The sequence below is a fragment of the Streptomyces sp. BBFR51 genome (assembly GCF_044591655.1).
Taxonomy (GTDB): Bacteria; Actinomycetota; Actinomycetes; order Streptomycetales; family Streptomycetaceae; genus Streptomyces.
In genome coordinates, this window is record NZ_CP172448.1 from 6,852,365 (window position 1) to 6,878,149 (window position 25,785).

General features: G+C 73.7%; 19 protein-coding genes. 10 read left to right on the forward strand and 9 right to left on the reverse strand.

Going from position 1 to position 25,785, the window contains the following annotated elements; all coding sequences use genetic code 11:
• The first annotated feature begins 2 nt into the window (after positions 1 to 2).
• The 5 genes from ACGH7X_RS31295 to ACGH7X_RS31315 all read left to right on the forward strand — a co-directional run bounded on the left by ACGH7X_RS31295 (position 3) and on the right by ACGH7X_RS31315 (position 4,048).
• A complete protein-coding gene (locus ACGH7X_RS31295) occupies positions 3 to 188 on the forward strand; it encodes a hypothetical protein (protein WP_399891375.1) in 186 nt (61 codons plus the stop codon).
• Positions 185 to 1,387: a DUF6286 domain-containing Asp23/Gls24 family envelope stress response protein gene (locus tag ACGH7X_RS31300; RefSeq protein ID WP_399891378.1), complete on the forward strand. Its 1,203-nt coding sequence runs from the start codon at positions 185 to 187 to the stop codon at positions 1,385 to 1,387. Before ACGH7X_RS31295 ends, ACGH7X_RS31300 begins: the two co-directional genes overlap by 4 nt.
• Complete coding sequence (locus ACGH7X_RS31305; protein WP_399891381.1) at positions 1,384 to 1,968, forward strand: hypothetical protein; 585 nt, start codon at positions 1,384 to 1,386, stop codon at positions 1,966 to 1,968. Before ACGH7X_RS31300 ends, ACGH7X_RS31305 begins: the two co-directional genes overlap by 4 nt.
• Positions 1,965 to 2,852 carry a YihY/virulence factor BrkB family protein gene (locus ACGH7X_RS31310; RefSeq protein ID WP_399891384.1) on the forward strand — a complete coding sequence of 296 codons (888 nt, stop codon included), beginning with the start codon at positions 1,965 to 1,967 and terminating at the stop codon, positions 2,850 to 2,852. The genes ACGH7X_RS31305 and ACGH7X_RS31310 overlap by 4 nt, the downstream gene beginning before the upstream one ends.
• An 89-nt stretch (positions 2,853 to 2,941) precedes the next feature.
• Positions 2,942 to 4,048 (forward strand): winged helix DNA-binding domain-containing protein, encoded by a 1,107-nt coding sequence (locus tag ACGH7X_RS31315; RefSeq protein WP_399891387.1) that lies wholly within the window; start codon positions 2,942 to 2,944, stop codon positions 4,046 to 4,048.
• Between the two features lie 131 nt (positions 4,049 to 4,179).
• Here the strand turns inward: ACGH7X_RS31315 and ACGH7X_RS31320 are convergent, their stop codons facing one another.
• From ACGH7X_RS31320 to ACGH7X_RS31330, 3 genes are all read right to left on the reverse strand, one after another.
• Positions 4,180 to 4,962, reverse strand: a complete 783-nt coding sequence (locus tag ACGH7X_RS31320) for a S1 family peptidase (RefSeq protein ID WP_399891390.1) — start codon at positions 4,960 to 4,962, stop codon at positions 4,180 to 4,182.
• Positions 4,963 to 5,162: 200 nt separating this feature from the next.
• Complete coding sequence (locus tag ACGH7X_RS31325) at positions 5,163 to 7,994, reverse strand: AAA family ATPase (protein WP_399891392.1); 2,832 nt, start codon at positions 7,992 to 7,994, stop codon at positions 5,163 to 5,165.
• 148 nt (positions 7,995 to 8,142) lie between these two features.
• Positions 8,143 to 8,979, reverse strand: coding sequence for a response regulator transcription factor (locus ACGH7X_RS31330; protein ID WP_399891395.1), 837 nt, complete (start codon positions 8,977 to 8,979; stop codon positions 8,143 to 8,145).
• Positions 8,980 to 9,103: 124 nt separating this feature from the next.
• On the opposite strand from ACGH7X_RS31330, the gene ACGH7X_RS31335 reads away from it, so the two are divergent.
• Both ACGH7X_RS31335 and lbuL read left to right on the forward strand, forming a co-directional pair.
• Positions 9,104 to 10,780, forward strand: coding sequence for an AMP-binding protein (locus ACGH7X_RS31335; RefSeq protein WP_399891398.1), 1,677 nt, complete (start codon positions 9,104 to 9,106; stop codon positions 10,778 to 10,780).
• Entirely contained in the window at positions 10,777 to 12,390 is a 1,614-nt protein-coding gene (lbuL, locus tag ACGH7X_RS31340) for a linear/branched/unsaturated fatty acid:CoA ligase LbuL (RefSeq protein ID WP_399891401.1), read from the forward strand. Before ACGH7X_RS31335 ends, lbuL begins: the two co-directional genes overlap by 4 nt.
• A 6-nt stretch (positions 12,391 to 12,396) precedes the next feature.
• Here the strand turns inward: lbuL and ACGH7X_RS31345 are convergent, their stop codons facing one another.
• The 3 genes from ACGH7X_RS31345 to ACGH7X_RS31355 all read right to left on the reverse strand — a co-directional run bounded on the left by ACGH7X_RS31345 (position 12,397) and on the right by ACGH7X_RS31355 (position 18,854).
• Positions 12,397 to 13,428: a hypothetical protein gene (locus ACGH7X_RS31345; protein ID WP_399891403.1), complete on the reverse strand. Its 1,032-nt coding sequence runs from the start codon at positions 13,426 to 13,428 to the stop codon at positions 12,397 to 12,399.
• Between the two features lie 31 nt (positions 13,429 to 13,459).
• Positions 13,460 to 15,427: a DNA/RNA non-specific endonuclease gene (locus tag ACGH7X_RS31350; protein ID WP_399891406.1), complete on the reverse strand. Its 1,968-nt coding sequence runs from the start codon at positions 15,425 to 15,427 to the stop codon at positions 13,460 to 13,462.
• Between the two features lie 67 nt (positions 15,428 to 15,494).
• On the reverse strand, positions 15,495 to 18,854 hold the full coding sequence (locus ACGH7X_RS31355; protein ID WP_399891408.1) for an ALF repeat-containing protein: 3,360 nt from the start codon (positions 18,852 to 18,854) through the stop codon (positions 15,495 to 15,497).
• A 367-nt stretch (positions 18,855 to 19,221) separates the two neighbouring features.
• Here ACGH7X_RS31355 and ACGH7X_RS31360 point away from each other — a divergent pair, with 367 nt between their 5' ends.
• On the forward strand, positions 19,222 to 19,764 hold the full coding sequence (locus tag ACGH7X_RS31360; RefSeq protein ID WP_254394723.1) for a hypothetical protein: 543 nt from the start codon (positions 19,222 to 19,224) through the stop codon (positions 19,762 to 19,764).
• A gap of 56 nt (positions 19,765 to 19,820) precedes the next feature.
• A complete protein-coding gene (locus ACGH7X_RS31365; protein WP_399891411.1) occupies positions 19,821 to 22,034 on the forward strand; it encodes a trypsin-like serine protease in 2,214 nt (737 codons plus the stop codon).
• A 15-nt stretch (positions 22,035 to 22,049) separates the two neighbouring features.
• Here ACGH7X_RS31365 and ACGH7X_RS31370 read toward each other — a convergent pair whose 3' ends face one another.
• Complete coding sequence (locus tag ACGH7X_RS31370; RefSeq protein WP_399891414.1) at positions 22,050 to 22,736, reverse strand: hypothetical protein; 687 nt, start codon at positions 22,734 to 22,736, stop codon at positions 22,050 to 22,052.
• A 147-nt stretch (positions 22,737 to 22,883) separates the two neighbouring features.
• On the opposite strand from ACGH7X_RS31370, the gene gcl reads away from it, so the two are divergent.
• Positions 22,884 to 24,668: a glyoxylate carboligase gene (gcl, locus tag ACGH7X_RS31375; RefSeq protein WP_399891416.1), complete on the forward strand. Its 1,785-nt coding sequence runs from the start codon at positions 22,884 to 22,886 to the stop codon at positions 24,666 to 24,668.
• A 62-nt stretch (positions 24,669 to 24,730) separates the two neighbouring features.
• On the opposite strand, the gene ACGH7X_RS31380 is transcribed toward gcl, so the two are convergent.
• Together ACGH7X_RS31380 and ACGH7X_RS31385 are read right to left on the reverse strand one after the other, a co-directional pair.
• Positions 24,731 to 25,378 carry a TIGR04222 domain-containing membrane protein gene (locus ACGH7X_RS31380; protein ID WP_399891418.1) on the reverse strand — a complete coding sequence of 216 codons (648 nt, stop codon included), beginning with the start codon at positions 25,376 to 25,378 and terminating at the stop codon, positions 24,731 to 24,733.
• Positions 25,379 to 25,445: 67 nt separating this feature from the next.
• A complete protein-coding gene (locus ACGH7X_RS31385) occupies positions 25,446 to 25,739 on the reverse strand; it encodes a hypothetical protein (RefSeq protein WP_399891421.1) in 294 nt (97 codons plus the stop codon).
• Between the last annotated feature and the right edge of the window lie 46 nt (positions 25,740 to 25,785).

Sequence of the window (25,785 nt, forward strand, 5' to 3'; positions counted from 1 at the left end):
TGATGAGCGGAGCGGTGATCGGCATGCTGGTGGGCATGGCGCTGGCCTTCGCCGGGTGGTTCGGCGGCTTCGGGGCGTTCCTGCTGGTGGCCGCGCTGGGCGCGGTCGGCGCCGTCCTGGGGCGACTGGTGGACAGCGGCACGGACTGGCGTGAGTTCCTCGCCCCACGGGACCGGAGGCCGCGGTGACGGGCACACCGGCCACCGGCGGGCCCGCCCGCACCGCACCGGCCGAGCGCGGCAGCACCGTCGTCGCCGACCGCGCCGTGCGCCGGATCGCGGAACGGGCGGCCACCGAGGCCGACCTCGCCGGGCGGCGCGCCCGGGTGACGCACGGCACGGCGACGGTCCACGGACGCCGCGCCGACGTCTCGGTCGACGTACGGCTGCCGTACCCGGCGACGCTCGGCGAGACGGGGGAGCGGGTCCGCGGCCGGATGGCGGAGCGGGTCGCCGAACTGAGCGGCCTCACCGTGCGGTCCGCGACCGTCCGGGTCCAGTCGCTGTCCGCGGACCGGGCCGCCCCGCCGTCGCGCCCCGCCGACGCGGACAGCCCCTGCGGCCGGGCCCGGCGGCCCTGGTCGGCACGCCGGGCCCCGGCCGCGGTCGCGGCGCTGGTGGCGGCGGCAGCGTGCGCGACCCTCCTGTACGACGTCCTGTCGGTCCACCTCGCCGACCGCCGGCCCGCCGACTGGCGCACCGGGGCGGTCGACTGGCTGGCCACGCACGGCCCCGGGGACGCCCCCGTCGTCGCGGGCGGCGCCGTCGCCGCCGTACTGGGCGCCTGGCTGCTCTGCCTCGCCCTCACCCCGGGCCTGCGCGGCGTGCTCCCCATGGCCCCGGTACCGGGGCGCGGCGGGCAGCGGGCCGTACTGGACCGGACCGCCGCGGCCGAACTCGTACGGGACGCCGCCTCCGCCGTCCCCGGCGTCACACGCGTCCGCGTGCGCTGCGGCCGACACCGCGTCCGAGTGCGGGCCCACCTCGCCTTCGGCGACCGCCCCACGACCCGCGCCGCCGTCCGCACGGCGACCGACACCACCCTCACCACCCTGGGCCTGCCCCGGCCCCTCACCCCACGCGTCACCCTGCGCACGGACCCACACTGGCGCCCGCCCGGCGCGGGGCCCGCGTCCGGCCGGACGACCACGACCGAACCACGGCCCGCCCCCGAACCGGCGCCCCCTCACCCGACCGCCCCGACCGACAGGCCGGGGTCGGGGAGCGGCGTCGAGTCGGCCGGTGCGCCGGGGCGCGCGGCCGGGTCGGGGGGCGAGTTCGAGGCGGGCGGTGCGGGCGGACCGGGTGTCGGGGGCCGTGCCGCCGTTGAGCGGTCCGCGACGAAGGGGCCGCACGACCCGACGACGGCGAAGGAGACCGACTCGTGAACCCCATGCGCAACGCGGTCAACCGCACGCTGCTCGCGTCGACCGGGGCGGCCCTGCTGGCCGGCGGCGGGTGGCTGGCCCTCACCGGGGGAGCGGCCGCCGAACGGCTGCCCGGCTGGTGGCCCGCCCCGGACGCCGGGACGGTGCTGCTGGACCGGGCCGGCCTCGCCGGCCTGCGCGGGCACGGCTGGTGGACCCCGGCCGTCGTCGCCGGCACGGTCTGCGCGCTGCTGCTGTGCCTCGCCTGGTTCCTGACCCAGCTCCGTCGCGGCGGCGGACGCCGGCTCCCGCTGGCCGGACCGCCCCTCACCCTGCGCTCCCGCGCGCTGGGCGACGCCGTCGCCCGGCGGGCGGAGGCGACTCCCGGCGTCGACCGCGCCCACGTACACCTGCCCGCCGGGAAGAAGCGGTCACGGGCCCGCGTACGGCTCGTGCTGGAACCCGGCGCCGCACCCGGCTTTGTCCTGGAACAGCTCGCCCACGGCCCCCTCGACGAGGCCCGCGCCGCCCTGGCGCCGCACCCGCTGGAGACCCGCGTCCGCATGGGCGTACGGTCCCGTCGCGAGCGGCGTGCGCGATGACGACGTACCTGGAAGCACGCCTGACCCGCCTTCGGGGCCGCTCGGCGCCGTGGGCCGGGGCGCTGCGCCGGGTGCCGCGCGCCATGTGGGACGACAACGTCTCCGACTGGGCGGCGGCCCTCACCTACTACGCCGTCCTCGCGCTGGTGCCCGCCCTCGTCGTCACGGCGTCCGTCACCGGCATGGTCGCCCCGGACCTGACGGACCGGCTCATCGCCGACGTGACGTCCTGGGCCCCCGCCCAGTCGGGCGCCGAACTGCACCGCACCCTGCACGAGATGGCCGGGGAGCGCTCCGCCGCCCTGACCGTGGCCGTGGCGGGCGCGGTCGGTGCGCTGTGGTCCGCCTCCAGCTACCTGGCCGTCTTCCGGCGCGCCCTGCACGAGATGCACGGCGTCCCCGACCGGCGGCCCCTGTGGCACCGGCTGCACCGGATCGTCCTCACGGCACTGAGCCTGCTCGGTCTGCTGGTCGCCAGCGCCCTGGTCCTGCTCCTGACCGGACCGCTGGCCCGGGCCCTGGGCCGGCAGGCCGGCCTCGGTGCGACGGCGACCACCGTCTGGTCGCTGCTGCGCTGGCCGGTGCTGCTGTGCCTGGCCGCGCTGCTGGTCCTCGTCCTGTTCCGCACCGGCCCCGCACCGGCCCGCCGCAGTCGGGAGGCCCTGCCCGGCGGCGCCCTGGCGGCCCTGCTGTGGCTCGGCTCCTCGGCCGCCTTCTCCCTCTACGCGTCCGGCATCGGCACCTACGGCCGCCTGTACGGCCCCCTGGCCGGTGTCGTCGTCTCCCTCGTGTGGCTGTGGGTCTCGCACCTGTCCCTGCTGGCCGGCGCCCGCTTCGCCGTGGAGCTGAGCCGGGCCGCCCCCGCGCCCTCGGCCGGGGACTGAACGCGCGGCGCGCGGACGGATCGAGGACGGACGGATCAAGGACGGATCGCGGACAGGAACCGTCCGCAACTCCCGCTAACGTGCCCGGCATGACGACCAAGGCAGGAACGACCGCCCCCGTCCTCGGTACCCGCGCCCTCAACCGCGCCACCCTGGCCCGGCAGTTGCTGCTGCGCCGTGCGGCGATGTCCGCCGACGACGCCGTCGCGCATGTCGTCGGACTCCAGGCCCAGAACGTGAAGCCGCCGTACTACGCGCTCGCCGCCCGGCTCGACGGCTTCACCCCCGGCGACCTGTCGGAGTCGATGGCGGAGCGCCGGGTCGCCCGCCTCGTCACCATGCGCTCGACCATCCACACCCACACCGCCGACGACTGCCTGACCCTGAGGCCGCTGGTGCAGGCCGCCCGGGACCGGGAGTTGGGAACCTTCCGCAAGGGACTGGTGGGCGTCGACCTGGACCGGCTCACCTCCCTCGCCCGCGAACTCGTCGAGGCCGAGCCGCGCACCCTGCGGCAGGTGCGCGAGGCCCTCCTCGCCGAGTGGCCCGACGCCGACCCGCTGGCCCTGTCCGTCGCCGCCCGCTGCCGGCTCCCGCTCGTGCAGGTGACGCCGCGGGGACTGTGGGGCAGGAGCGGTCAGGTCACGCTCACCACCGCCGAGCACTGGTTCGACCGCCCCACGCGGCCGGCGCCGGCCCCGGACGACACCGTGCTGCGCTACCTCGCCGCCTTCGGGCCCGCGTCCGTGAAGGACATGCAGACCTGGGCGGGACTGACCCGGCTCCGGGACGCCTTCGAACGGCTCCGCCCCCGCCTCGTCACCTTCCGGGACGAGAACGGCACCGAACTCTTCGACCTCCCCGACGCGCCGCGCCCCGACCCGGACACCCCGGCCCCGCCGCGCTTCCTGCCCGAGTTCGACAACCTGCTGCTCTCCCACGCCGACCGCACCCGCGTCGTCCCGCCCGAACACAAGGGCCGCACCTGGCAGAAGAACCAGGCCTACCGCGTGCTCCTCGTCGACGGCTTCGTGGCCGGACTGTGGAAACTCGGGGACGACGCCCTCGTCGTCGAGCCCTTCGCCCGCCTCCCGAAGGAGTGCCGGGACGAGATCGCGGCCGAGGGCGAGCGGATGCTGGCGACGATGCACCCCGCGACCGCGTACGACATCCGCTTCGGGACCGTACGCGACTGAACGGAAGAAGCCGGAGGGAAGGCCGCCGGCATGGAAAGGGGGCGTTGCGGGCCGCTCGTGGAGGCTCGCAACGCCCCCTGGTCTCGCACCTGAGGGTTGCTCAGGAGATCAGGGAACCCGCCGGGGCGGGGCTACGAGGTGACCTGCGCGGTCACCAGGTCCGAGAACGTGGTCAGCCGGGAGTAGACCCCCGGATAACCCGCCCGGGCGCAGCCCTCGCCCCAGGAGGTGATCCCTGCCAGGACGCCCCCGACAAGCAGGGGTCCGCCGCTGTCGCCCTGGCAGGTGTCCACGCCGCCGGAGGGGAGTCCGGCGCACACCATGTCGCTCGCGACGTAGTCGGAGCCGTAGGAACCGCCGCAGTCCCCGTCGGAGACGACCGGCACGGTCGCGGTCCGCAGCTGGTTGGAGGAACCGCCGTTCTCCCGGGTGGTGCCCCAGCCGAGCACGCGGGCCTCGTTGCCCGCCGCGTAGACCGAGGTGTCCGAGGCGGCGACGTACTTCGCCGGGGTGTACGGCATCGACGAGGACAGGGTCAGCACGGCCACGTCGTCGCCGTCGGTGGCGTCGGTGTAGTCCGGGTGGACCCAGATCCGGCTGACCCGGGCGACCGTGCCGTCGGTGCCGTTCAGGTAGGTGCGTCCGCCGACCACGCGCACACTGCCGGTGCTCTCGCCGGCCATGCAGTGCGCGGCGGTGACGACCTTGGTGGGTGCCACGAGGGTGCCGCCACAGAACTGGTTCTGCGAGGCGTCGGTTATCTGCATGACGAACGGATAGGCGTTCGTCGTCGTGGTGGAGCCGCCGACGATCGGCTGCGGCGCGGCGACAGCGGAGGGAGCGGCCAGCAGTACGGCGGCGCCGGCGGCGGCCAGGGCGGCGGTGGCCGATCTGGCGCGAGTGAGCCCGAACATGAGTCTCCTCAAGTGGTTGCCGGTGGGGGGTCGCACGGGCGTGGGGGGTGCACGGGGGTCTCGGGACAGACCCCCGTATGCCCGGGCGAGCGGCACGTGTTCACGCTAGAACCGGCGGTCGGGACCGCCCAATGAGGGAAGCCCCTAGGGGAGTCGGGCAGGGAAAACCCTCGGTTTACCGCCGGTAAACCCGGCCGTTCTCATTCGGGTCGCCGGCCCGCCGCCAGTCGGACGATGTCGACCCGGGACCGGATCCCGAGTTTGCGGTAGACCCGGGTCAGGGTCGCCTCGACGGTCTTGACGCTGACGAACAGCCGGGCCGCGATCTCCCGGTTGGTCGCGCCCTCCATGACGAGGGCGGCCACCTGACGCTCCATCGAGGCGAGCCCCGCCAGACCGTCCGGCTCGGCGGCCCGCACCGGTGGCGGCCCGGCCGCCCGCGCCGCTACGGCCGCCTCCACCCGCCGCAGCCAGGGCAGCGCCCGGCACCGCCGGAACAGCCGAGCCGCCTCGTCGTACGACGCCGACTCCGGGGCCCGCCCCGGCCGTTCGGCGTGCAGCTCGGCCAGAGCGAAGACCGCCCGTGCCGCCTCCAGGCCGAACCCCAGCTCGGCGAGCCGCTCCCGTGCCGACGTCAACCGCGTGATGGCCGCCCGGTGTTCACCCCGCGCGGCCCGCACCAGGGCCTCGGCCCGGTCCAGGACGGCGAGGACGCTCCCGCGCCCGAGCCGCAGCGCGTGCGCGCGGGTGACCTCGATGACGTCGAGCGCCTCGGCCGGCTCCCCGGTGCGCACCAGCGCCTCCGCGAGATCACCCTGCCAACGGCCGCGCGCCGGGTCGGTGATGCCCGCGCCGGCCTCCAGCTCCCGCACCCGGCGCAGCGCCCGCACGGCCGCCGCCGCGTCGCCCGCCGCCAGGTTCGCGTGCCCGAGCGCGGCCAGTGCCCGCGACAGGTACACGGCGTCGCCGTCCCCCTCCGCCCGCCGCACCGCCTCCCGCGCCAGCTCCAGGGCCCGGTCCGGGTCGCCGCCCGCGGCCTCGGCGAGCGCGGCCTGCATCGCGCCCGCACCCTCGCCGATGCCCGCGTCGCGCGCCAGCGTCAGGCTCTCCCGGGACAGCTCGAGCGCCCGGCCGCAGTGGCCGGAGTGCAGCTCGGTCTCCGCGAGGAAACGCAGGTAGTGGACCTCGCTCTCGGCCATGCCGCGCCTGCGCACCTCGCGCAGCAGCGCGGTGACGGTGGTCCGCGCCTCGGCCAGCCGGTCGCTCATCACCAGCCACCGGAACCGGGAGGACCCGGCACCGTTGTGATGGCACGCCACCCGGGGGTCCTGGGGCTCCTGAAGCGCCCGCTGGATGGTCGCCGGGGCGCCCGGATGCCCCATCAGCGTCTCGGCCTGCGCCTGGAAGGCGAGCGCCAGCAGCTCGGTGCGCCGGTCCCCGGCCCGCGCCGCCAGCCGGGCCGCGTGCGCCGCCTCCTGGCGGCCCTGGGCGAAGTCGCCCTGCACCACCAGGGAGCGCCAGGCCAGCTGGTAGTGGACCAGGGCGAGCAGCCGCGGATCGTCGCCCGCGTCGGCCAGGGCCTGCGGGAAGACGGCGTCGACCTCGCCGATGGCCTGCCCGGCCGCCTCGATCACCACCATCCAGGCCCGCACCCGCCCGCCGGGCGCGGTGGCCCGGGTCAGCACCTCCCGGGCGATGTCCCGGGCGAGGTCCGGCTCACCCGCGGTGATCGCGTCCTCGGCGGCCGCGAGCCGGCGCTCGTCCGGCCCCGGTGCGCTGTCCGCCGGGGTGTGGCGGGCGGCGAGCAGCCCCAGCGAGGCGGCCACCGACGGCGCCCCCCGGTCCCGGGCCAGCGCGGCGGCCTCCGCCAGCCGGGCCGCCACCTCCGGGTCGGTGCCGGTGGTGGCCAGCGCCAGGTGCCGGGCGCGCTCGATCGGGTCGAAGGCCGCCGTGGACAGCGCGGCGTGCGCGGCCCGCCGCTCCGCCGCCGGAGCCTCCGCGTACAGCGCGGCCGAGATCAGCGGATGCGCGAACCGTACGGCCGGGCCCTCCGGGTCGGGCGCCAGCAGCCCGAGCGCCGCCGCCTGGGCGGTCTCCGCCTCGGCGTCGTCCCGCCCGGCCGCGTGCAGCAGGGCCGGGGTGGGGCGGGCGCCGGCGCTGGCCACCAGCAGGGTGCGGCGCGCCTCGTCCGACAGCATCTCCAGCCGGGACAGCACCAGGGCGCGCAGCGAGGTCGGCACCGGCAGCGGCTCGCCCGGCCGCGGTGCGGCGGGGCTCTCGGCCAGGGCCCGGCCCAGCTCCAGGGCGAACAGCGGATTGCCGCCGCTGGTGCGGTGGATGTCGCGGACCGTGGAACGGTGCAGGCCCGCGTAGCCGCGCTCGTCGAGCAGCGTCGACACCTGGGCGCGGGTCAGCGGGCCCAGGCGCACGGCGCGGGTGTCCGGCGGGGAGGCGCGCAGATGGCGGTCGTACTCCGCGCTCTCCGTCTCGGGGCCCTCGGTCCGCACCGCGCACAGCAGCCGCACCGGGATGTCGCCCAGGCGGCGGGCGGCGAAGCCGAGGAGTTCCGCGCTCGCGGGATCGAGCCACTGGAGGTCGTCGGCGACGACGAGGACGGGCCCCTCGGCGGCCAGCGCGCGCAGCGCGGACAGCACGGCCAGCCGCAGCGCGAGACCGTCGCGCTGGAGGGTGGACTCGCCGCGGCCGGTGAGCGCCGACTCCAGCGCGGTGCGCTGGGCGGCGGGCAGCGCGTCCGACACCTCCGCGAGGACCAGACCCAGGAGGTCGGCCAGGGCGAGGAAGGGGAGATGGGATTCGGACTCGGTGGCCGAGCAGCGCAGCACGGTGTGCGCCGTGCGGGCGTATTCCGTCGCCAGGGTCCGCAGGACCGTCGACTTTCCAATTCCGGCGGGCCCGTGCAGCAACACACTGCCGCCCCGGGCGAGCTGCTCACGCGCCGCGCCGAACGACTCCTCCCGCCCGATGACCAGGTCGGAGCGGCATCCGGCAGACTCCGCGAAGTCCCGTCGCACGGTGACCGCTCCCCTCCGTGTGTCGTGTCCGGGCCAATATTAGGCAACGGCTCATTGCATTACGGAGGGACGGCGAGGTGAGCCAAATTACAAACGTGAGGGCATCGAAAACAAACTCCGGCGAGAAATCCCCGGCCCGGCCCGCGCCCTACGGCAGCCACCCCGTCCGGCGGGCGGCCGCGACGGCCTCGCCGCGGGTGCGGGCACCCAGCTTGCGCATCGCCGAGCGCAGATAGCTCTTGACGGTCTCCGGGCCCACCCCGAGCCGCTCCGCCGCCACCCCGTTCGTCGCGCCCGCGGCCACGCAGGCCAGCACGTCCACCTCGCGCGGAGCCAGCCGGGGCCCCGGGGCGGGCGCGTTCCCCGCCGCCAGCAGGCCGCACGCGCGCAGCAGTTCGTCCCGCAGCGCCGGGTCCGTGATCCTGGGCGCCAGCGCCCGCAGCGCCGCGTGCGCCTCCCGCACCTGCTCCCAGGCCGCCGCGCCCGCCGGGTCGTGCGCCGCCCGGGGCCGGGCCGCCGCCAGCAGCTCGCCCGCCTCGTCCCGCAGCACCAGCGCCTGCTCCGCGTCCCGGGCCGCGGCCACGGCCGCGCTCAGCGTGCGGTCGCCCAGCGGCTGGGCCGTGCGCAGGGCGCCGTACAGCACGCCGCGCACCTGGCGCCGTACGACCACCGGCACCGCGAGCACCGAGCGCAGCCCCTCGGCGGCGACGGGCAGGTCGTACTCGTGGCTGATCTGCCGGGACACCGAGTAGTCGGTCACGGCGCACGGCCGCGACAGGGCCACCGCCCTGCCGCCCAGGCCGTTGCCGGAGGTCACCGCCAGGGCGCGGAGCGCGGTCGTGGCGGTGCCGCTCAGCTCGCTGATGCGCACCTGGCGCCGCCCGGACTCCAGCAGCCCGCCGAAGGCCACCGGCAGCCCGGTGGCGCGCCGCAGCCGCGCCAGCGCGCCGCGGATCTCCGCCGCGTCGACCGCGTCCACCGCCACTCGTTCCGCCCTCCCTCGCGCCCGTCCCGGGACGCACACCCCCGTTCGGGGGTAGTGAGACCTGCATCACGGATTACACGATGGCACAGAGCCGCCCGGCAAGGTCCGGCACAGAGGAGGACAGATGACGACGGCCACGGAGCTGTTCCGCAGCGCACGGGACTTCCTGCTGGAACACCGTGCGGACTACACCGCCGCCTACGAGGGCTTCACCTGGCCCCGACCCGAGAACTTCAACTGGGCGCTGGACTGGTTCGACGTCATCGCCGAGGGCAACGAGCGCACCGCGCTGCACATCGTGGAGGAGGACGGCGCCGAGGTCCGGGTCTCCTTCGCCGAGATGTCCGCCCGCTCCGACCGGGTCGCGAACCGGCTGCGCGAGTGGGGCGTCGGCCCGGAGGACCGCATCCTCGTCATGCTCGGCAACCAGGCCGAACTGTGGGAGACCGCGCTGGCCGCGATGAAGCTGCGCGCCGTCGTCATCCCGGCCACCACCCTGCTGGGCCCCGCCGACCTGCGCGACCGCGTCGACCGCGGCCGGGTGAAGCACGTGATCGCCCGCTGTGCGGACACCGGCAAGTTCGACGCGGTGCCCGGCGACTACACCCGCGTCGCGGTCGGCGGCGCCGCGTCGGCACCCGGCTGGCAGCCGTACGAGGACGCGTACACCGCCTCCGACGCCTTCACCCCGGACGGGCCCACCGCCGCCGACGACCCGCTGATGCTGTACTTCACCTCGGGCACCACCGCCCGCCCCAAGCTCGTCGAGCACACCCACGTGTCCTACCCCGTCGGGCACCTGGCGACCATGTACTGGATCGGGCTGAAGCCCGGCGACGTCCACCTCAACATCTCCTCGCCCGGCTGGGCCAAGCACGCCTGGTCCAACCTGTTCGCGCCGTGGAACGCCGAGGCGACCGTCTTCCTGTACAACTACACGCGCTTCGACGCGTCCCGCCTGATGGCCGAGATGGACCGGGCAGGCGTCACCACCTTCTGCGCCCCGCCGACCGTGTGGCGCATGCTCATCCAGGCCGACCTGACGCAGCTCGCCACCCCGCCGCGCGAGGTCGTCGCCGCCGGTGAGCCGCTCAACCCCGAGGTGATCGAACAGGTCCGCCGGGCGTGGGGGGTGACCATCCGGGACGGCTTCGGACAGACCGAGACCGCCGTCCAGGTCTCCAACAGCCCGGGTCAGGTGCTCAAGACCGGCTCCATGGGCCGCCCCAGCCCCGGCTACCGCGTCGAACTCCTCGACCCGGTCAGCGGCGCCCCCGGCGTCGACGAGGGCGAGATCGCCCTCGACCTGTCCGGCAGCCCCGTCGGCCTGATGACCGGCTACCACGGAGACCCCGACCGCACGGCCGAGGCAATGGCCGGCGGCTACTACCGCACCGGCGACATCGGCTCCCGCGACGCGGACGGCTACCTGACCTACGTCGGACGCAGCGACGACGTCTTCAAGGCCTCCGACTACAAGATCTCCCCGTTCGAGCTGGAGAGCGCCCTGCTGGAGCACGAGGCGGTCGCCGAGGCGGCGGTCGTGCCGGCCCCCGACGAACTGCGTCTGGCCGTACCGAAGGCGTACATCGTGCTGGCCGCGGGCTGGGAGCCCGGCCCGGACACCGCGAAGGTGCTGTTCGAGCACTCCCGCGACGCCCTCGCCCCCTACAAGCGGCTGCGCCGCCTGGAGTTCGGCGAGCTGCCCAAGACCGTCTCCGGCAAGATCCGCCGCATCGAACTGCGCGAGGCCACGGCGGCCGGTTCCACGAACGAGTACCGCGAGGAGGACTTCCGATGACCGCCCTCTCCTACGCCCACGGCACCGGCACGACCCCGCTCCTCGGCGACACCATCGGCGCCGACCTCGCCCGCGCGGTCGCCGCCCACCCGGACCGCGAGGCCCTCGTCGACGTGCCGTCCGGACGGCGCTGGACCTACGCCGAGTTCGGCACCGCGGTCGACGAGGTGGCGCGCGGACTGCTGGCGAAGGGCGTCAGCAAGGGCGACCGGGTCGGCATCTGGGCCGTCAACTGCCCCGAGTGGATCCTCGTCCAGTACGCCACCGCCCGGATCGGCGTCATCATGGTCAACGTCAACCCGGCCTACCGGTCACACGAGTTGGAGTACGTCCTCAAGCAGTCCGGCATCACCCTGCTCGTCGCCTCCCTCGCGCACAAGGGCAGCGACTACCGGGCCATCGTCGAGCAGGTCCGCGGCCGGTGCCCCGCGCTGCGCGAGACCGTGTACATCGGCGACCCGTCCTGGGACGCGCTGACCGCGGGCGCCGCGTCCGTGCCGCAGGAGCGGCTGACGGCCGCGGCGGCCGAGCTGAGCTGCGACGACCCGGTCAACATCCAGTACACCTCCGGCACCACCGGCTTCCCGAAGGGCGCCACCCTCTCCCACCACAACATCCTCAACAACGGCTACTGGGTGGGCCGCACCGTCGGCTACACGGAGCAGGACCGGGTGTGTCTGCCGGTGCCCTTCTACCACTGCTTCGGCATGGTGATGGGGAATCTCGGAGCCACCTCGCACGGCGCGTGCATCGTCATCCCCGGCCCGTCCTTCGAGCCGGCCGCCACACTGGAGGCGGTCCAGCGGGAGCGGTGCACGTCCCTGTACGGCGTGCCCACCATGTTCATCGCCGAGCTGAACCTCCCCGACTTCGCCTCCTACGACCTCACCTCCCTGCGCACCGGCATCATGGCGGGCTCGCCCTGCCCGGTGGAGGTGATGAAGCGGGTCGTCGCCGAGATGCACATGGAGCAGGTCTCCATCTGCTACGGCATGACCGAGACCTCCCCGGTCTCCCTTCAGACCCGCATGGACGACGACCTCGAACACCGCACCGGCACCGTCGGCCGGGTCCTGCCGCACATCGAGGTCAAGGTCGTCGACCCGGTGACCGGCGTGACCGTGCCCCGCGGCGACGCCGGTGAACTGCGCACCCGCGGCTACAGCGTGATGCTCGGCTACTGGGAGGAGCCCGAGAAGACCGCCGAGGCGATCGACCCGGGCCGCTGGATGCACACCGGGGACCTCGCGGTGATGCGTGAGGACGGCTACGTGGAGATCGTCGGCCGCATCAAGGACATGATCATCCGGGGCGGCGAGAACATCTACCCGCGCGAGGTCGAGGAGTTCCTCTACGCCCACCCGAAGATCGCGGACGTCCAGGTCGTCGGCGTACCGCACGAGCGCTACGGCGAGGAGGTCCTCGCCTGCGTCGTCCCGCGCGACGCGGCCGACCCGCTCACCCTGGAGGAGCTGCGGGCGTACTGCGACGGGCAGCTGGCCCACTACAAGGTGCCCAGCCGGGTGGAGATCCTGGGCTCCTTCCCGATGACCGTGTCCGGGAAGGTGCGCAAGGTCGAGCTGCGGGAGCGGTACGGGACGGGCGCCTGAAGGGACTTACTGGACCAGCTCCAGGTGCGGATGGTCCGCGGAGACCGGGCAGACGTGGAGTTGCAGGGCGTAGCCGTCGGCGACGACGATCCGGGTGTAGTTCGCCGGCGGAACGCCCGGGGGAAGCGGGTCGCGGGCCTGGTCCCCCTCGGGGGCCCAGTCCTTGGTGCCGCCGTTCCATTCGGTCGAGGCGATGGTCAGCAGCGGTTCCATCGCGGTGCCGCAGGCGGAGCAGGTCCGGGGCATGGGGTCGGTGAGACCCCAACGGGACCAGCCGCCGGCCTTCCAACCGGGAGAGACGGACAGCTTGTTCGTGTAGAACTCCTGCGGCGCCACGGCATAGGCGCCGTCCACCGCGTCCCCGGCGGCCTGCCACCTGCTCCAGTCCGCCAGCCGCTCCCGCAACTCCTTGTCGAGCTCAAGGAAGTGGGGGTACTCGGTGACCTCCTCCGGCGAGAGCAGGCACGGCTGGGGCACGTAGTCGGAGAACTGGACCGCGGGCGGCTCGCAAGGCGCCTCGAGGACGTCGGTGACCTCGGCGGCGGACCGCCACACCAGCGCGGTCCTCGGGTGTTCCGGATGGTCGAAGGGGCACCACAGCACCTGGAGCAGGTCGGCCCCGGCCTGCCCGGGCGGGCGCAGCAGGGGGACGTCGCGCACGTACAGCTGGGCCACGGGCAGCATGGCGATCGGACCCTCGGGCCACGGGCGGCCGGCGTTGATCCGCTCGAGGGTCGCCCGCTCCTCGTCCGTGTACCCGGACCCGTGCGGCCGGTTCGCCGCGGCCTCGTGGATGCGCCGCTGCACCCGCACGTCCTGCGCCGACGTCGGCTCGTTCACCCCGTCCCACTCGTGCGGGCCGTCGCAGTACGGCCACGGCTCGCCGGCGGGCCACAGGAGCGGCCCGCCGACCGAGCTGTCGTGCCGCGACGGCGACCCGGCGCGCGGATGCAGCCGGGTCGCCGTGCGTGCCAGCGGGGCCAGTTGAGGGAAGAGCGCGGTGACGTCGAACGGCCGCGGTGGGGTGGTACGACTCATACTGGCTCCCGATGGCGCTGATCAGACGGGTTCAGTTCCCGAGGTTGAGCGTCCCGGTGTTGCCCTTGGTGTTGGTGATGTAGACCTCGGGAAACAGCGGCTGGGACGTTCCGTCCGCCCGCTGCACTGTAGCGGTCATCGTGACCCCCACCGGAATCGTGCTCGTGGCGTCCTGGTACTCGGGCGTCACCTGGTAGAAGAGCGCGTCGTTCGCCTGGAAGTTGGGGTCCTCCTTCACCAGCTTCTGTGCCGCCAGCTCGAAGGTCCGCATGCTGGGCGTGCCGGTGTTCATGCCGGACTGCCAGCAGGGGACGAGGTTGTTCTGTCCGCCGTCCACCACCTGGCCCTTGCCACCGAGGATGTTGGGGATCAGGTGACACCGGGCGAGCCCGGTGCTCGGCGAGTAGGTGTCGCGGAACAGCTGCGCGTCCTGCCATCCGGTGATGTCACCGGACGCGTCGGAGCCCGTGTCGAGGTTCTTCCCCAGGCAGGCCTGCGCCATGGCCGCGCGGGTACCGGCTCCGTTCGGCGTGGTGGTCTTGTTCACGTGGTCGACGGCGTCGGTGGTGTTCTTGATCCACCCGTCGCCGGCCCGGAGCGATCCGTTCGGCTGGGCCCGCAGGCAGGCTCCCTGCGGCTGGGCGGTCGCGCCGGTGATCTCCACCATGAACTTCTCGGCTTCCACGACCCGCTGGTTCACGAAGCCGTCGAAGAGCTGGCTCTGGGCGGCCTGGTTGTCGCCAGCGGGGACGTGGGCGCGCACGCAGGACCTGCCGAGGTCGGTGCCGCCCAGTTGCTGGACGGCCCAGCCTCCGCCGGTGTCCTTGAGGACGATCTCGGCACACAGGGCGCCGTCCGTGCCACCCTCGTGCGTGGCCGCGAAGGGGAACGTGCCGCAGCTGTCGTTCGTGACGACGTCCGGCAGGGCCTGGAAGGGCTTCGACCCGCCGCAGGTGCGCGCGGTGCGGTCGGCGATGCCGCTCTTCGCCCGGGTCAGCGGCTTGTCGCGCCCCCAGCCGCCCGCGAGGTTCTGCTGGGCCCACCGGTACCCGACCGCCGCGGCGCCCGACGCGGCGTCGATGTTGACGACCGGCATGATGCTGGGCACCACGCAGCCGGGTCCTGGCGTGCCGGCGGAGGCGGTGTCGCTGACGGCGTCGTCGCAGCGGATCTGCTCCGGGTTGCTCCAGGAGGCGCTCGGGTCCGTGATCTGGGCGCCGGGAGAGGTCACGTACAGCTCGTACGACGTCGTGAACTCGACCTCGGTACCGGCGGCGGGGGTGGAGGAATAGGCGACGCGGCCGTTGCGCGAATCGCCCTTGACCAGCGTGCCCCCGTACCACGGGGCGGTCTTGGTGGCCTTGCAGCCGGCCGAGCACGCGGACCTGAACTTCGCGGTCAGGGACGTGACGGCCCCGGTCGCGCCGGTCATGGTCACGGTCACGTGCTCCTCCCACGACGTGCCCTCGGCGGGCAGGAGGGCACTGGTCGTCACGCCCAGCGTGCCGGTGCCGATCTCCTTGCCGTTGCTGTCCTTGAGCACGTACAGCACGGTCAGGCCGGTCACGCAGTAGCCGAAGCGGTTGAACTTCCATGTTCCGGGGGCGGTGATCGCGCAGCTGGCCTCGTCGTCGGCGGCGGCCGCCGCCGACGACACGGACGCCGCGGCGAGGGACTGCCGCTCGGCCGGCTTCACCGGCGTGGCGCTCATGGAGACGCAGGCCTGTACGGCTCCTGCCCTGCGCTCCTGGGAGCCGGCGCGGGTGGGCTCGCACCGCTCCCCGGGCGTCACCGTGGCAGGGCGGGTCATGGTGGGGCCGGGAGTGGCGGCCGCCGGATCGGCCGGGGCTGTCCGGTCCGCCTGGCGCCCGGGCTGCTCCTGGGTCTGCGGCGTCTCCTGCGCCGGGACCATGGCCGTGGTGGTGGCGCCGAGCGCCAGTACGGCCAGCAAGGAGAGAAGCACGCGCCGGGAGCGCGGTATTCGGGACGAGGGTCTCATCGTGGGACTGTCCTTTCGGGTGTGACGTGCCGTCCGGTGGCGGCCGGTGCGTCCGGCCCGCCGCCGGTCAGAAGAAGTTGGACAGTCCGCCGGTGATCGAGGACACCAGCTCCTTGCCCTCCTCGGCGACCTTGTGCACGACCGGGGCCACCTTCTTGCCGGCCGAGAGGACGAGCTTGCCCCGGCCGAAGGTGGCCAGGTTCAGCGCGGTCCCGCCGATGGACTTGACGAACTCACCGCTGGTGAAGCCGTGTTCGAGGCCGGTGAAGAGCGACCCCAGCGCGCCCGCGCCCAGGGACAGGTAACCGAAGAACGCCGCGCCCACGGCCAGCGGGGGGAAGACCAGACTGGCCAGACCGAGCCCGGCGGCGATGAACCCCGAGGCGATGCTGACGGTGTTCGCCGCGTCGGCCCACCAGCTCGCGTCCGACCACCAGTCCTCCTTCTCGGGACCGGTGCCGTTCGGGTGGACGTCGTCGTTGCTCTCGTTGTTGGCGGGGTTGCGGCCCTCCTCCCGCTCCTGCTGCGCCCTCTCCTTGGCCTTGCGGGCGGCCTCGGCCTGTTCGGCGGCGCGCTTTTGGGCGACGATGGCGCGCGCCTGGCTGGATGCCGCGGCGGCCGCCCTGGAGTCCCGGCCGGCCTCCAGTTCCGACTGGCGGGCACTGGCCGCCGACGCTTGCGCGCTGTAGGAGGACTGGAGTGCCGAACGGGCCGAGTCGATCGCCTTGTTGGCCGAGTAGTTCGCCGAGCGGGACGCGCCCCGCGCGGTCGCGGCCGCGGCCTTGGCCGTGCTCGCCGAGGCCTTCGCGTCGGCGGCGGACTTGTCGGCGGCGTCGGCGTTCTGCTTGGCCTGGTCGGCGTAGTTGTCCGCCTCCTTGGCCGAGGCGATGGCCTTGTCGGCCCACTCCTGCGCCTGGTCGGCGGCGTCGCGGGCGTCCGCCGCGGCCTTCGACGCCAGCGCCGCGTTCTCCTGCGCCGTGTAGGCGATCTTGGCGGCGGCGGCAATCGCCCCGCGGATCGCGGCGACGTGGGTGGCGCTGTCGTGGTCCAGCTGGGCCGCCGTGTACTGGACGACCTGGACGAAGTTCCGGCGCATCCAGGTGGGACCCTCGAGGGCCACCTCGGCGTACGACTTGACGTACTCGCCCCCGTTGGCGAGCGCCGTGGAGGTCTCCACCGCGTCGTCCTCGCGCACCGCCGCCGGGTAGGTGCGGTCGAAGAAGTCCGAGATCGCCTCGGGGGTGTTGGCGTCGAGGGCGTCGTTGGCCGCCTTGGTGACGGCCTTGCCCGGATTGTCGTTCAGAATGCGGGCGATCTGCACCTTGCTGTCGTCCTGCGACGCCCGGACCATGCCCGAGGTCAGGAAGTCGCCCACCGCCGTCGCGGTGTCGCTCTCCAGAGCCGCCTGCGCCGCCTGCGCGATGGCGGGGCTGGATATCTCGGCGATGTGCAGGACGGTCTCCCGGTCGTCCTGGCTCTGGGCGAGGGTCCGGTCCAGGTCGATCCACGAGTACAGGTCGTCGTCGCTGCCGGCCAGCGCGTACTGGGCGGCCTGTCGCGTCCAGGCGCCCTTCGCCTCCAGCAGGCCCGTGGCGGCCTGGCGGCCCAGGGTGGCGGCGAGCGCCAGGTCCCCGGTCTCGAACAGGGCCTTCTCGGCGGAGGCGATCAGCTCCTTGAGGGCCTGTGCGGTCTGCTCCTCCTGCGTGCGCTTGTCGTCGTACTCGGCCTGCTCCTGAGCCTCGATCTCGGACAGCAGCCGGGCCTCGTCCATGCCCTGGAGCCTGTCCTGTTCCAGCCGGGCCAGTTCGGCCTCCCGCGCGGCCTTCTCCGTCGCCATGGCCTCGTCCACGGCCTCGGTGGCGTTGTTGGCCGCCTTGACGGCCTCGCCGGCGTGCGCGGTGGACTTGTTGGCGTAGTCGATGGCCTGGCCGGCGTACTTGACCGCCTCGTCGGCCGCGTCGGCGGCCTTGAGGGCGTGCTCGGCCGCGGAGTAGGCGGCGTCGCGGGCCTTGCGCGCCGCGGAGGCGGCCGTGTTGGCGAGTGCCTGGGCCGTGGAGGCGGCATTGGTGGCGCGGTTGGCCGCGGTCGTGGCGATGGCGGCCTGGCGCTTGGCCTCGTTGGCCTCGGACTGGGCGGCGCCGGAGGCCGCGGCGGCCTGCGCGGCGGCGTTGGCCGCGGCCGCCGAGTTGCGGGCGGCGGAGGCGGCCGAGCTGCCGGCGTTGGCGGCCTGCGCGGAGGCGGCGGCCGCGTAGTCGGCGGCCCTGGCGGCGGTCTTGGCCTTCTCGGCGGAGTCACGGGCGGCGAAGGCCGCGTCCTTGGCCGCCTTGGTCTTGCCGGCGTCCTTCGACGCGGCGATGGCGGCGTTGTAGGCCCGGGAGGCGGCGTTGCCGGCCGTCGCGGCGGCCTGGGAGGCGGCCGCGGCCGCCCACGAGGCACGACGGGAGGCGACCACGGCCGCGTTGGAGGCGCTGATGGCGTCGCGGGCGGCGTTCGCCGCGCCCTTGGCGGCGCTTGCCGCCTTCCGGGCGGCGGCGGCGGACTTGCGTACGTCGTCCTTGGCGGCGGCGGCCTCGGCGGCGGCCTTCTCCGCGGCCTCCTTGGCCTTCTGAGCGGCGGTCAGGGCCCGCTCGGAGGCCTCGACGGCGAGGTCGGTCTCGGCCTGGGCCTGCTTGCCCTCCCGCTCGACCACGGCCACCAGTTCGGCGATGGTCGCCGACTCCTGGTCCCGGGCCCGGGCGATGTGCTGGCCGGTGTCGAGGAACCACTGGACGTCCGACGCCGTGCCGCTCAGGGCGCGGTCCGCGTACTTCTGCACCTCGGGCCCGGCGCCGACCAGCATCGTGGCCACCTGCACCCGGGCGTCCTCCAGAGCGGCGTCGTACTGGCCGTCGGTGAGGAAGTCTTCCAGCGCCTGCTGGGTGTTGGCGTCGAGGGCGGCGGAGGCCTCGCGCCTGACCCCCTTGCCGCCGGTGCTCGACACGACGGACGTCGTCACCGCCAGGTCCTCCAGCAGGGCGGGCTTGTACCCCGCGCCCAGGAACGCCGCGACGGCGGCGTCGCCGTTGTCCAGCGCGGCGGACGCCTCGCGGCGCGTGCCCTTGCCGGCCCGGAAGATGAGCCGGGAGACGGCGACGCGGTTGTCCTCCGCGACGACCTTCGGCAGCGTCTCGGTGAGGAACGTCTGGATGTCGCTGTCGGTGCCGTAGAGCGCGTAGGCCGCCGCGGCCTTGGTGGCCCGGCCGCCCGTGGACCAGGCCTTGACCACCTTCGCCCGGTCGGTGTCCGGCAGGACGAGCGAGCCGTCCGCCGGGTCCTCCGCGTCCACCGCACGGGCGGGCCGCGCGAGCGTGAGGGGAGAGGCGGCCACGGCGGTGACGGCCGCGACCGCGCCGAGAAGCCGTCTGCGGCTCCAGAACATCGTCTGCATGGGTGAGTTGTCCTCGTCGTTGTGGGTGGCGGCAGCGAATGCGTGCGATGGCCGTGCCTATTTGAGCGCGCTTCGATGGGGAAATCAATTGCGTATATGGGGATGTGAGGCGACGTCAGTAATCTCCCCGAGATGCGGTGAACGATCCACACAATTTCTTCACGAAAAGTCGCACAACCTTTGCAAAACGTGAGAGACGTCACCCCGTCTCCTCAACTGCCGCCCAGTTTGCGGTGGTTCAGTGGGTGGACAGGGTGAGGCGATTGACGTGGCATGGTCAGGCTCGACGGCACCGTGAGTGAATTCCGCCCCGGAATATCGACCGGATGCGGACACTCGGCCGCACGCGAATTGATTAAGGATCGGCATGAGAGAAAACGTCGTTGTCGCGGCGAATTCACGAAAGAGGAAGCGAATCGTCGCGCGCACCCTGATCGCGGCCGCCGCCGCGGGCGCCCTGGCGTGGGGCGTGCTGGCGTCCGTACCCCAAGGCGCGGCCGGCGGCCCGTCGGTGGCAGTCGCCGACGACGCCCCGGGGTACGCGGTGGAGGACTTCGACTACCCCCAGGCGGACAGGATCGAGGCGGAGCAGGGCATCCTGCTCAAGCGCGGAGACGGCCACATCACGCTGGTGGACTGTGCCGGCGGGACCGGCTTCATCGAGGTGCTGGCGCGGCGGACCGCGGAGAAGGTGTGCTTCAAGTCGGTGGGCGACTCGGGCTGGCTGACGCTGGAGATCCCCGCGGTGTACTCGATGCGGGGCAACGACTACGACACGCAGGTGGACATGACCGTCGGGGACGAGGAGAAGTCCTTCGACCTGGAGAAGAACACCTGGACCCCGGTGGGCGAGAGCGCCGACGAGCAGAACCGTGAGCACCTGCTGGTGGAGATCAGGACCTCCAAGTAGTGCCCAGCCTGCCCAGCCGAACGCCTCAGCCGGACCTCCCACCAAGGAACTCAACCATGCGACACACCAGATCCGTGCGCCTCGCCGCACTGGTCGCGGCCCTCACCGCGGGGCCCCTCGTCATGACCGCCGTGCCCGCCACCGCCGTGACGGGACCCGCCTCCGCCGCCTCCGACACCACGCACGCCTACACGGCGCAGGTCGTCGTCGGGGACCACGACCGCGGCTGTTCCGGGGTCCTGGTCGACACCGAGTGGCTGCTCACCGCGGCCAGTTGCTTCGCCGACAACCCCGCCGAGAGCCTCGCGGTACCCGCGGGCAAGCCGGCCCGCACGACCACCGCGACCATCGGCCGCGCCGACCTCACCGGCACCGGTGGCGCGGTCCGCACGGTCGTGGAGCTGGTGCCCCGCACCGACCGCGACGTGGTCCTGGCCCGGCTCAACCGCCCGGTCACCAACGTCACCCCCATCGCCCTGGCCACCGCCGCGCCCGCCGTCGGCGAGGAGCTGACGCTCGCCGGTTACGGCCGCTCGAAGACCGAGTGGGCGCCGCTGAACCTGCACACCGGTGCCTTCTCGGTGGACGCGGCCGACGCCACCACCGCGACGGTGACCGGCAAGGACGGCGTGGCCGCGTGCATGGGCGACACCGGCGGCCCGCTGGTCCGCACGGTCAACGGCACCGGGCAGCTCGCCGCCCTCGGCAGCCGCTCGTACCAGGGCGGCTGCTTCGGCATCGACGCCGCCGAGACCCGTACCGGCGGCGTCGCCACCCGCGTCGACGACCTCGGTTCCTGGGTCGCGTCCAAGACCGGCGCCAACCGCATCACCGACTTCAACTGCGACGGCGTCGAGGACATCGCGATCGCCGACCCCGAGGCGACCGTCGGCGGCGACGCCAAGGCCGGCCTGATCCGCGTCGTGTACGGCGGCGGCAAGGGCACCGCCGAGATCAACCAGGACCTCGACTGGGTCCCGGGCGCCGGCGAGGCGAACGACCTCTTCGGACAGGCCTTCGACACGGTCGACTACAACGAGGACGGCTGCACCGACCTGGCCGTCGGCGTCCCCGGGGAGAACCTGGGCGACGCCGTGGACGCCGGCATGGCCGACCTCCTGTACGGCGCCCCCGGCGGCATGGGCACCGGCGCCACCAAGAACACCCACTTCGAGCAGGCCTCGGGCAACGGCTCCATCAGCGCCTCCGCGCCGGAGACCGGTGACCTGATGGGCCAGGCCATCGTGGCCGGCACCACCGCCGCCGGCGAGCCCTTCCTCGTCATCGGCACCCCCGGCGAGGGCCTCGGCGACCTCGCCAAGGCGGGCGAGGCGTTCTACGTGCGTGGCGGCACCAACGTCTCCGTCCACCAGGACAAGCTGGACGTGCCCGGCGCGGTGGAGGCGAACGACGGTTTCGGCGCGGTGCTCGCCGCCGACGCCAACCACCTCGCCATCGGAGCGCCCAACGAGGCCATCGGCAGCGATGCCGCCGCCGGCAACCTCGCGGTCTTCTCGCACACGCTGAACAGCGAGAAGCGGCCCACCCCGCTGTTCGGTCTCGACCAGGACCTGGACACCGTCGCCGGCGGTGCCGAGGCCGGTGACCGCTTCGGTGCCGCCCTGGCGCTGGCCCCGTACCGCCCCTCCGGCGCGGCGAGTGCCAACGAGTCGATCCTCGCGGTCGGTTCGCCGGGCGAGGCCCTGAGCATCAACGGCGCCGACAAGGCGGAGACGGGCAACGTCCTCACCTTCCGGGTCACCGCCGCGGGCACCTACACCCAGCTCGCCAACTACTACTCCGGCACCAACGACGACGACGTCTCCGGCGCCTCCGAGGCCGGTGACCACTTCGGCTCCGCACTGACCGCGATCAACACCGCACCGCGCGCGGTGAGCACCGTGGCGACCATGAAGATGGCCGTCGGTCTCCCGGACGAGGCCATCGGCTCCGCGGCCAAGTCCGGCGCTGTCCACGTCTTCTCGCTGCTGGGCGCGCCCGGCGCCAACGACAAGTGGATCGAGTCCGGCGACGGCGACGGCATCCCCGGGGCCCCCGGCGCGAACCAGCGCCTCGGCTCCAGCATCCACTTCACCGGCACCCACCTGTACGTCGGCATGCCCTACGGTCCGACCAGCACCGGCGCGCTCCACGCGCTGCCGATGTCCAACGTGACCCTCGGCGAGCCCAACGCGGCGCCCACCGTGTACCAGCCGGGACAGGGCGGCCTGCCCGCCTCCGGCACCACCTTCGGGTACGCGGCGAGGTAGTCGCCGCGGCAGTTCTCAGCCGGCCGTGGCGTCCAGCGCCACGGCCGGCGCGTTCGCCGGACGCGGCACGCCCGTCGGCTCGAGCACGAAGAGCGGGACGTCCAGCAGGTCGGCGCGGACCCGGGCCTCCTCGGCGTACCCGGCCAGGGAGAAGTACACGCACCGCGCCGACTCCGCCATCGCCGTCAGCCACAGGCACTCCACGTCCCGCACCGAGGCCGGGCCCACCGTCGGATCCACCTGGACGACGATGCCGGGCGCGGCGAGGCCGATGCCGGACAGGGGCCGCTGGTCGGCGCGGCGCACGTCCCGGTGGCCGAGCCCGCGCAGATACAGGACGGCGGCGGTGACCGCGTCGCGGGCGGTGCGGATCGGGACGGCCCGGTGCGCCGGGACCCGCGAACCGGGGGTGCGCCCGGAGCGGCCCGCGGCCGAGCGGTCCACCGGCACGCACAGCACCGTCCCGCACGGGCAGCCCAGCTCCGGCCGCGGCCACCTGCTCTCGGCCCCGCAGGCCGCGCAGCGCACCCCGATCCACTCCTCGTCCCACGTCCGGTGGGTGACCGCGGTCGCCGTCCCGCGCGGATCCAGCTCCGGGGCGACGGGCGCCCCGCAGGCGCAGGGATACGACGGTGCCGTGTAGCGGTGCCGGCGCCCGCAGGCGGTGCAGCACACCGAGATGGTCTCGGACATGACCCCCATCGTCCTCCCTTGACGGCCTTCGGCTGCCCACTTACATTACTTCCAGATCGTAGAAATCTAATTTCGCTATACGGAAGTTGCTACGGAAGAAGCTCACCGCGGGGCGCGACGGGAGTGCGAATCCGACAGCCGGAGCAGGAGTACTCGATGGCTCGTATGACCGCTGCCCGAGCGGCAGTTGAGATTCTCAAGCGCGAGGGCGTCACCGACGCGTTCGGTGTGCCCGGCGCGGCGATCAACCCCTTCTACGCGGCGCTCAAGGCGTCCGGCGGCGTCCAGCACACCCTCGCCCGCCACGTCGAGGGCGCCTCGCACATGGCCGAGGGCTACACCCGCACCCACCCCGGCAACATCGGCGTCTGCGTCGGCACCTCCGGTCCGGCGGGCACCGACATGATCACGGGCCTGTACTCCGCGATCGGCGACTCGATCCCGATCCTGTGCATCACCGGCCAGGCGCCGACCGCGGTGATCCACAAGGAGGACTTCCAGGCCGTCGACATCGCCTCCATCGCCAAGCCGGTCACCAAGATGGCGGTCACCGTCCTGGAGGCCGCGCAGGTCCCCGGCGTCTTCCAGCAGGCCTTCCACCTCATGCGCTCCGGCCGCCCGGGCCCGGTCCTCATCGACCTGCCCATCGATGTCCAGACGACCGAGATCGAGTTCGACCCGGACACCTACGAGCCGCTCCCCGTCTACCGGCCCACCGCCTCCCGCGCCCAGATCGAGAAGGCCATCGGTCTGCTCAACGCGTCCGAGCGCCCGCTGATCGTGGCCGGCGGCGGTGTCATCAACGCCGACGCCGCCGACCTCCTGGTGGAGTTCGCCGAGCTGACCGGCACCCCGGTCGTGCCGACCCTGATGGGCTGGGGCCTGCTGCCCGACGACCACGAGCTGAACGCCGGCATGGTCGGCCTCCAGACCTCGCACCGCTACGGCAACGCGACCTTCCTGGAGTCCGACTTCGTCCTCGGCATCGGCAACCGCTGGGCCAACCGCCACACCGGCAAGCTCGACGTCTACACCGCCGGACGGAAGTTCGTCCACGTCGACGTCGAACCGACCCAGATCGGCAAGATCTTCGCCCCCGACTACGGCATCGCCTCCGACGCCAAGGCCGCCCTCGAGCTGTTCGTCCAGGTGGCCAAGGAGCTGAAGGCGGCCGGCAAGCTGCCCGACCGCTCGCAGTGGGCCGCCTCCGCGCAGGAACGCAGGGCGACCCTCCAGCGCCGTACGCACTTCGACGACATCCCGATCAAGCCGCAGCGCGTCTACGAGGAGATGAACAAGGCCTTCGGCCCGGAAACCCGCTACGTCTCCACCATCGGCCTCTCCCAGATCGCCGGCGCCCAGATGCTGCACGTCTACCGCCCGCGGCACTGGATCAACTGCGGCCAGGCCGGACCGCTCGGCTGGACCGTCCCGGCCGCCCTCGGCGTCGCCAAGGCCGACCCCGACGCCCAGGTCGTGGCGCTCTCCGGGGACTACGACTTCCAGTTCATGCTGGAGGAACTGGCCGTCGGCGCCCAGCACAAGATCCCGTACGTGCACGTCCTGGTGAACAACTCCTACCTGGGCCTGATCCGCCAGGCGCAGCGGGCGTTCGACATCGACTTCCAGGTCAACCTGGAGTTCGAGAACATCAACTCGCCCGAGCTGGGCGTCTACGGCGTCGACCACGTCAAGGTCGCCGAGGGCCTGGGCTGCAGGGCGATCCGGGTGACCGACCCGAACGAGCTGGGCGCGGCCCTGGAACAGGCCAAGAAGCTCGCCGCCGAGCACCGGGTGCCGGTCGTCGTCGAGGCGATCCTGGAGCGCGTCACCAACATCTCCATGTCGGGCACCAACGACATCTCCAACGTCATGGAGTTCGAGGAGCCGGCGACCGAGCCGGGGCACGCCCCGACCGCGATCAAGCCGCTGAAGGTCTGACGCGCCGAGTACCCGGAGCGGCCCGTTCCTCTGGGACGGGCCGCTCCCACGCGTGCACGGGCTCAGTCCGAGCCACCCCCGCCGCCCCCTGAGCCGCAGCCGCCCGAATGGTCCCCGTGGCCCGCGCCCCAGTCGCCCGAGACCGAGTCCTCGTACTCGTCGCGCCACCTCAGGAACCTGCCCCGGCCCAGGGAGAAGCGCACCCCGTCGGCCGGTGCGCCCGGGTCCGTCAGCCCGGTCCGCAGCGCGAAGCGCGGCAGGAGCAGGCGCAGGGCGGCGTCGCCGTGCAGGGCGACCGCGAGGAGCGTGTCCTCGTCCGTCAGCCCGTGCCTGACCACCGGCAGCGGATGCCGCTCCCGCCAGAACGCCACGCGCCGGCGGGCGCCGCGGGTCGGCCTGAGCCAGGGGTGGCCCAGCAGCCCGTCCTCCGCGAGCGGGATGCGCGTCAGGGCCAGGGCCAGGCGCACGTCCGGGTTCCGGACCAGCTCACGAGCGGTGAGCGGCTCGCGCAGACAGTCCAGGACGGTCCCCTCGAACGGTCCCAGTCCCTCCGGCTCCGGACCCGTCGCGCACAGCGTCCTGCGCGGGCCGGTCTCGACGGCGCCCCGCAGGTGCAGGGCGACCACCGCCACCGTGACAGCGGCTCGCGGGCCGCCGCCCAGCAGCGCGATCTCGTGCGGCTCCCACCCGATCTCCGTGCCACCGCCCACGACACCACCCCCGTGCGCCCCCGTGTTTGCCGGGGTTGTGCCCGCTGCGGGGGGCTCCTACGCGCGTTCAGCCACCGCGGTGCTCGTCGTGCTCGTGGTGCTCATCGCGTTCGTCGTGTTCGTGGTGCTCGTGCAGCCCGGGCCAGTCCTCCGGGCCGCCGCCCTGCCACTCGACCAGGCCGCTCGACTCGACGTCGGTCACGTACAGGTCGGCCAGCCGCAGCAGTTCGGCGACGTCGTCGATGTGCGAGGCGACGCCGAGGGTCTCCTCGCCCGAGGTGACCCGGCGGGAGCCGTCGAGGGCGGGGGAGTGGACGACGATGTGCGGAGGCCCGGGTGGGGGTGTCGTGGGAGGCGCCATGCCTTCAGGCTGCTGCGCGGGCGGCCGATCCGCACCCCGGCGAACG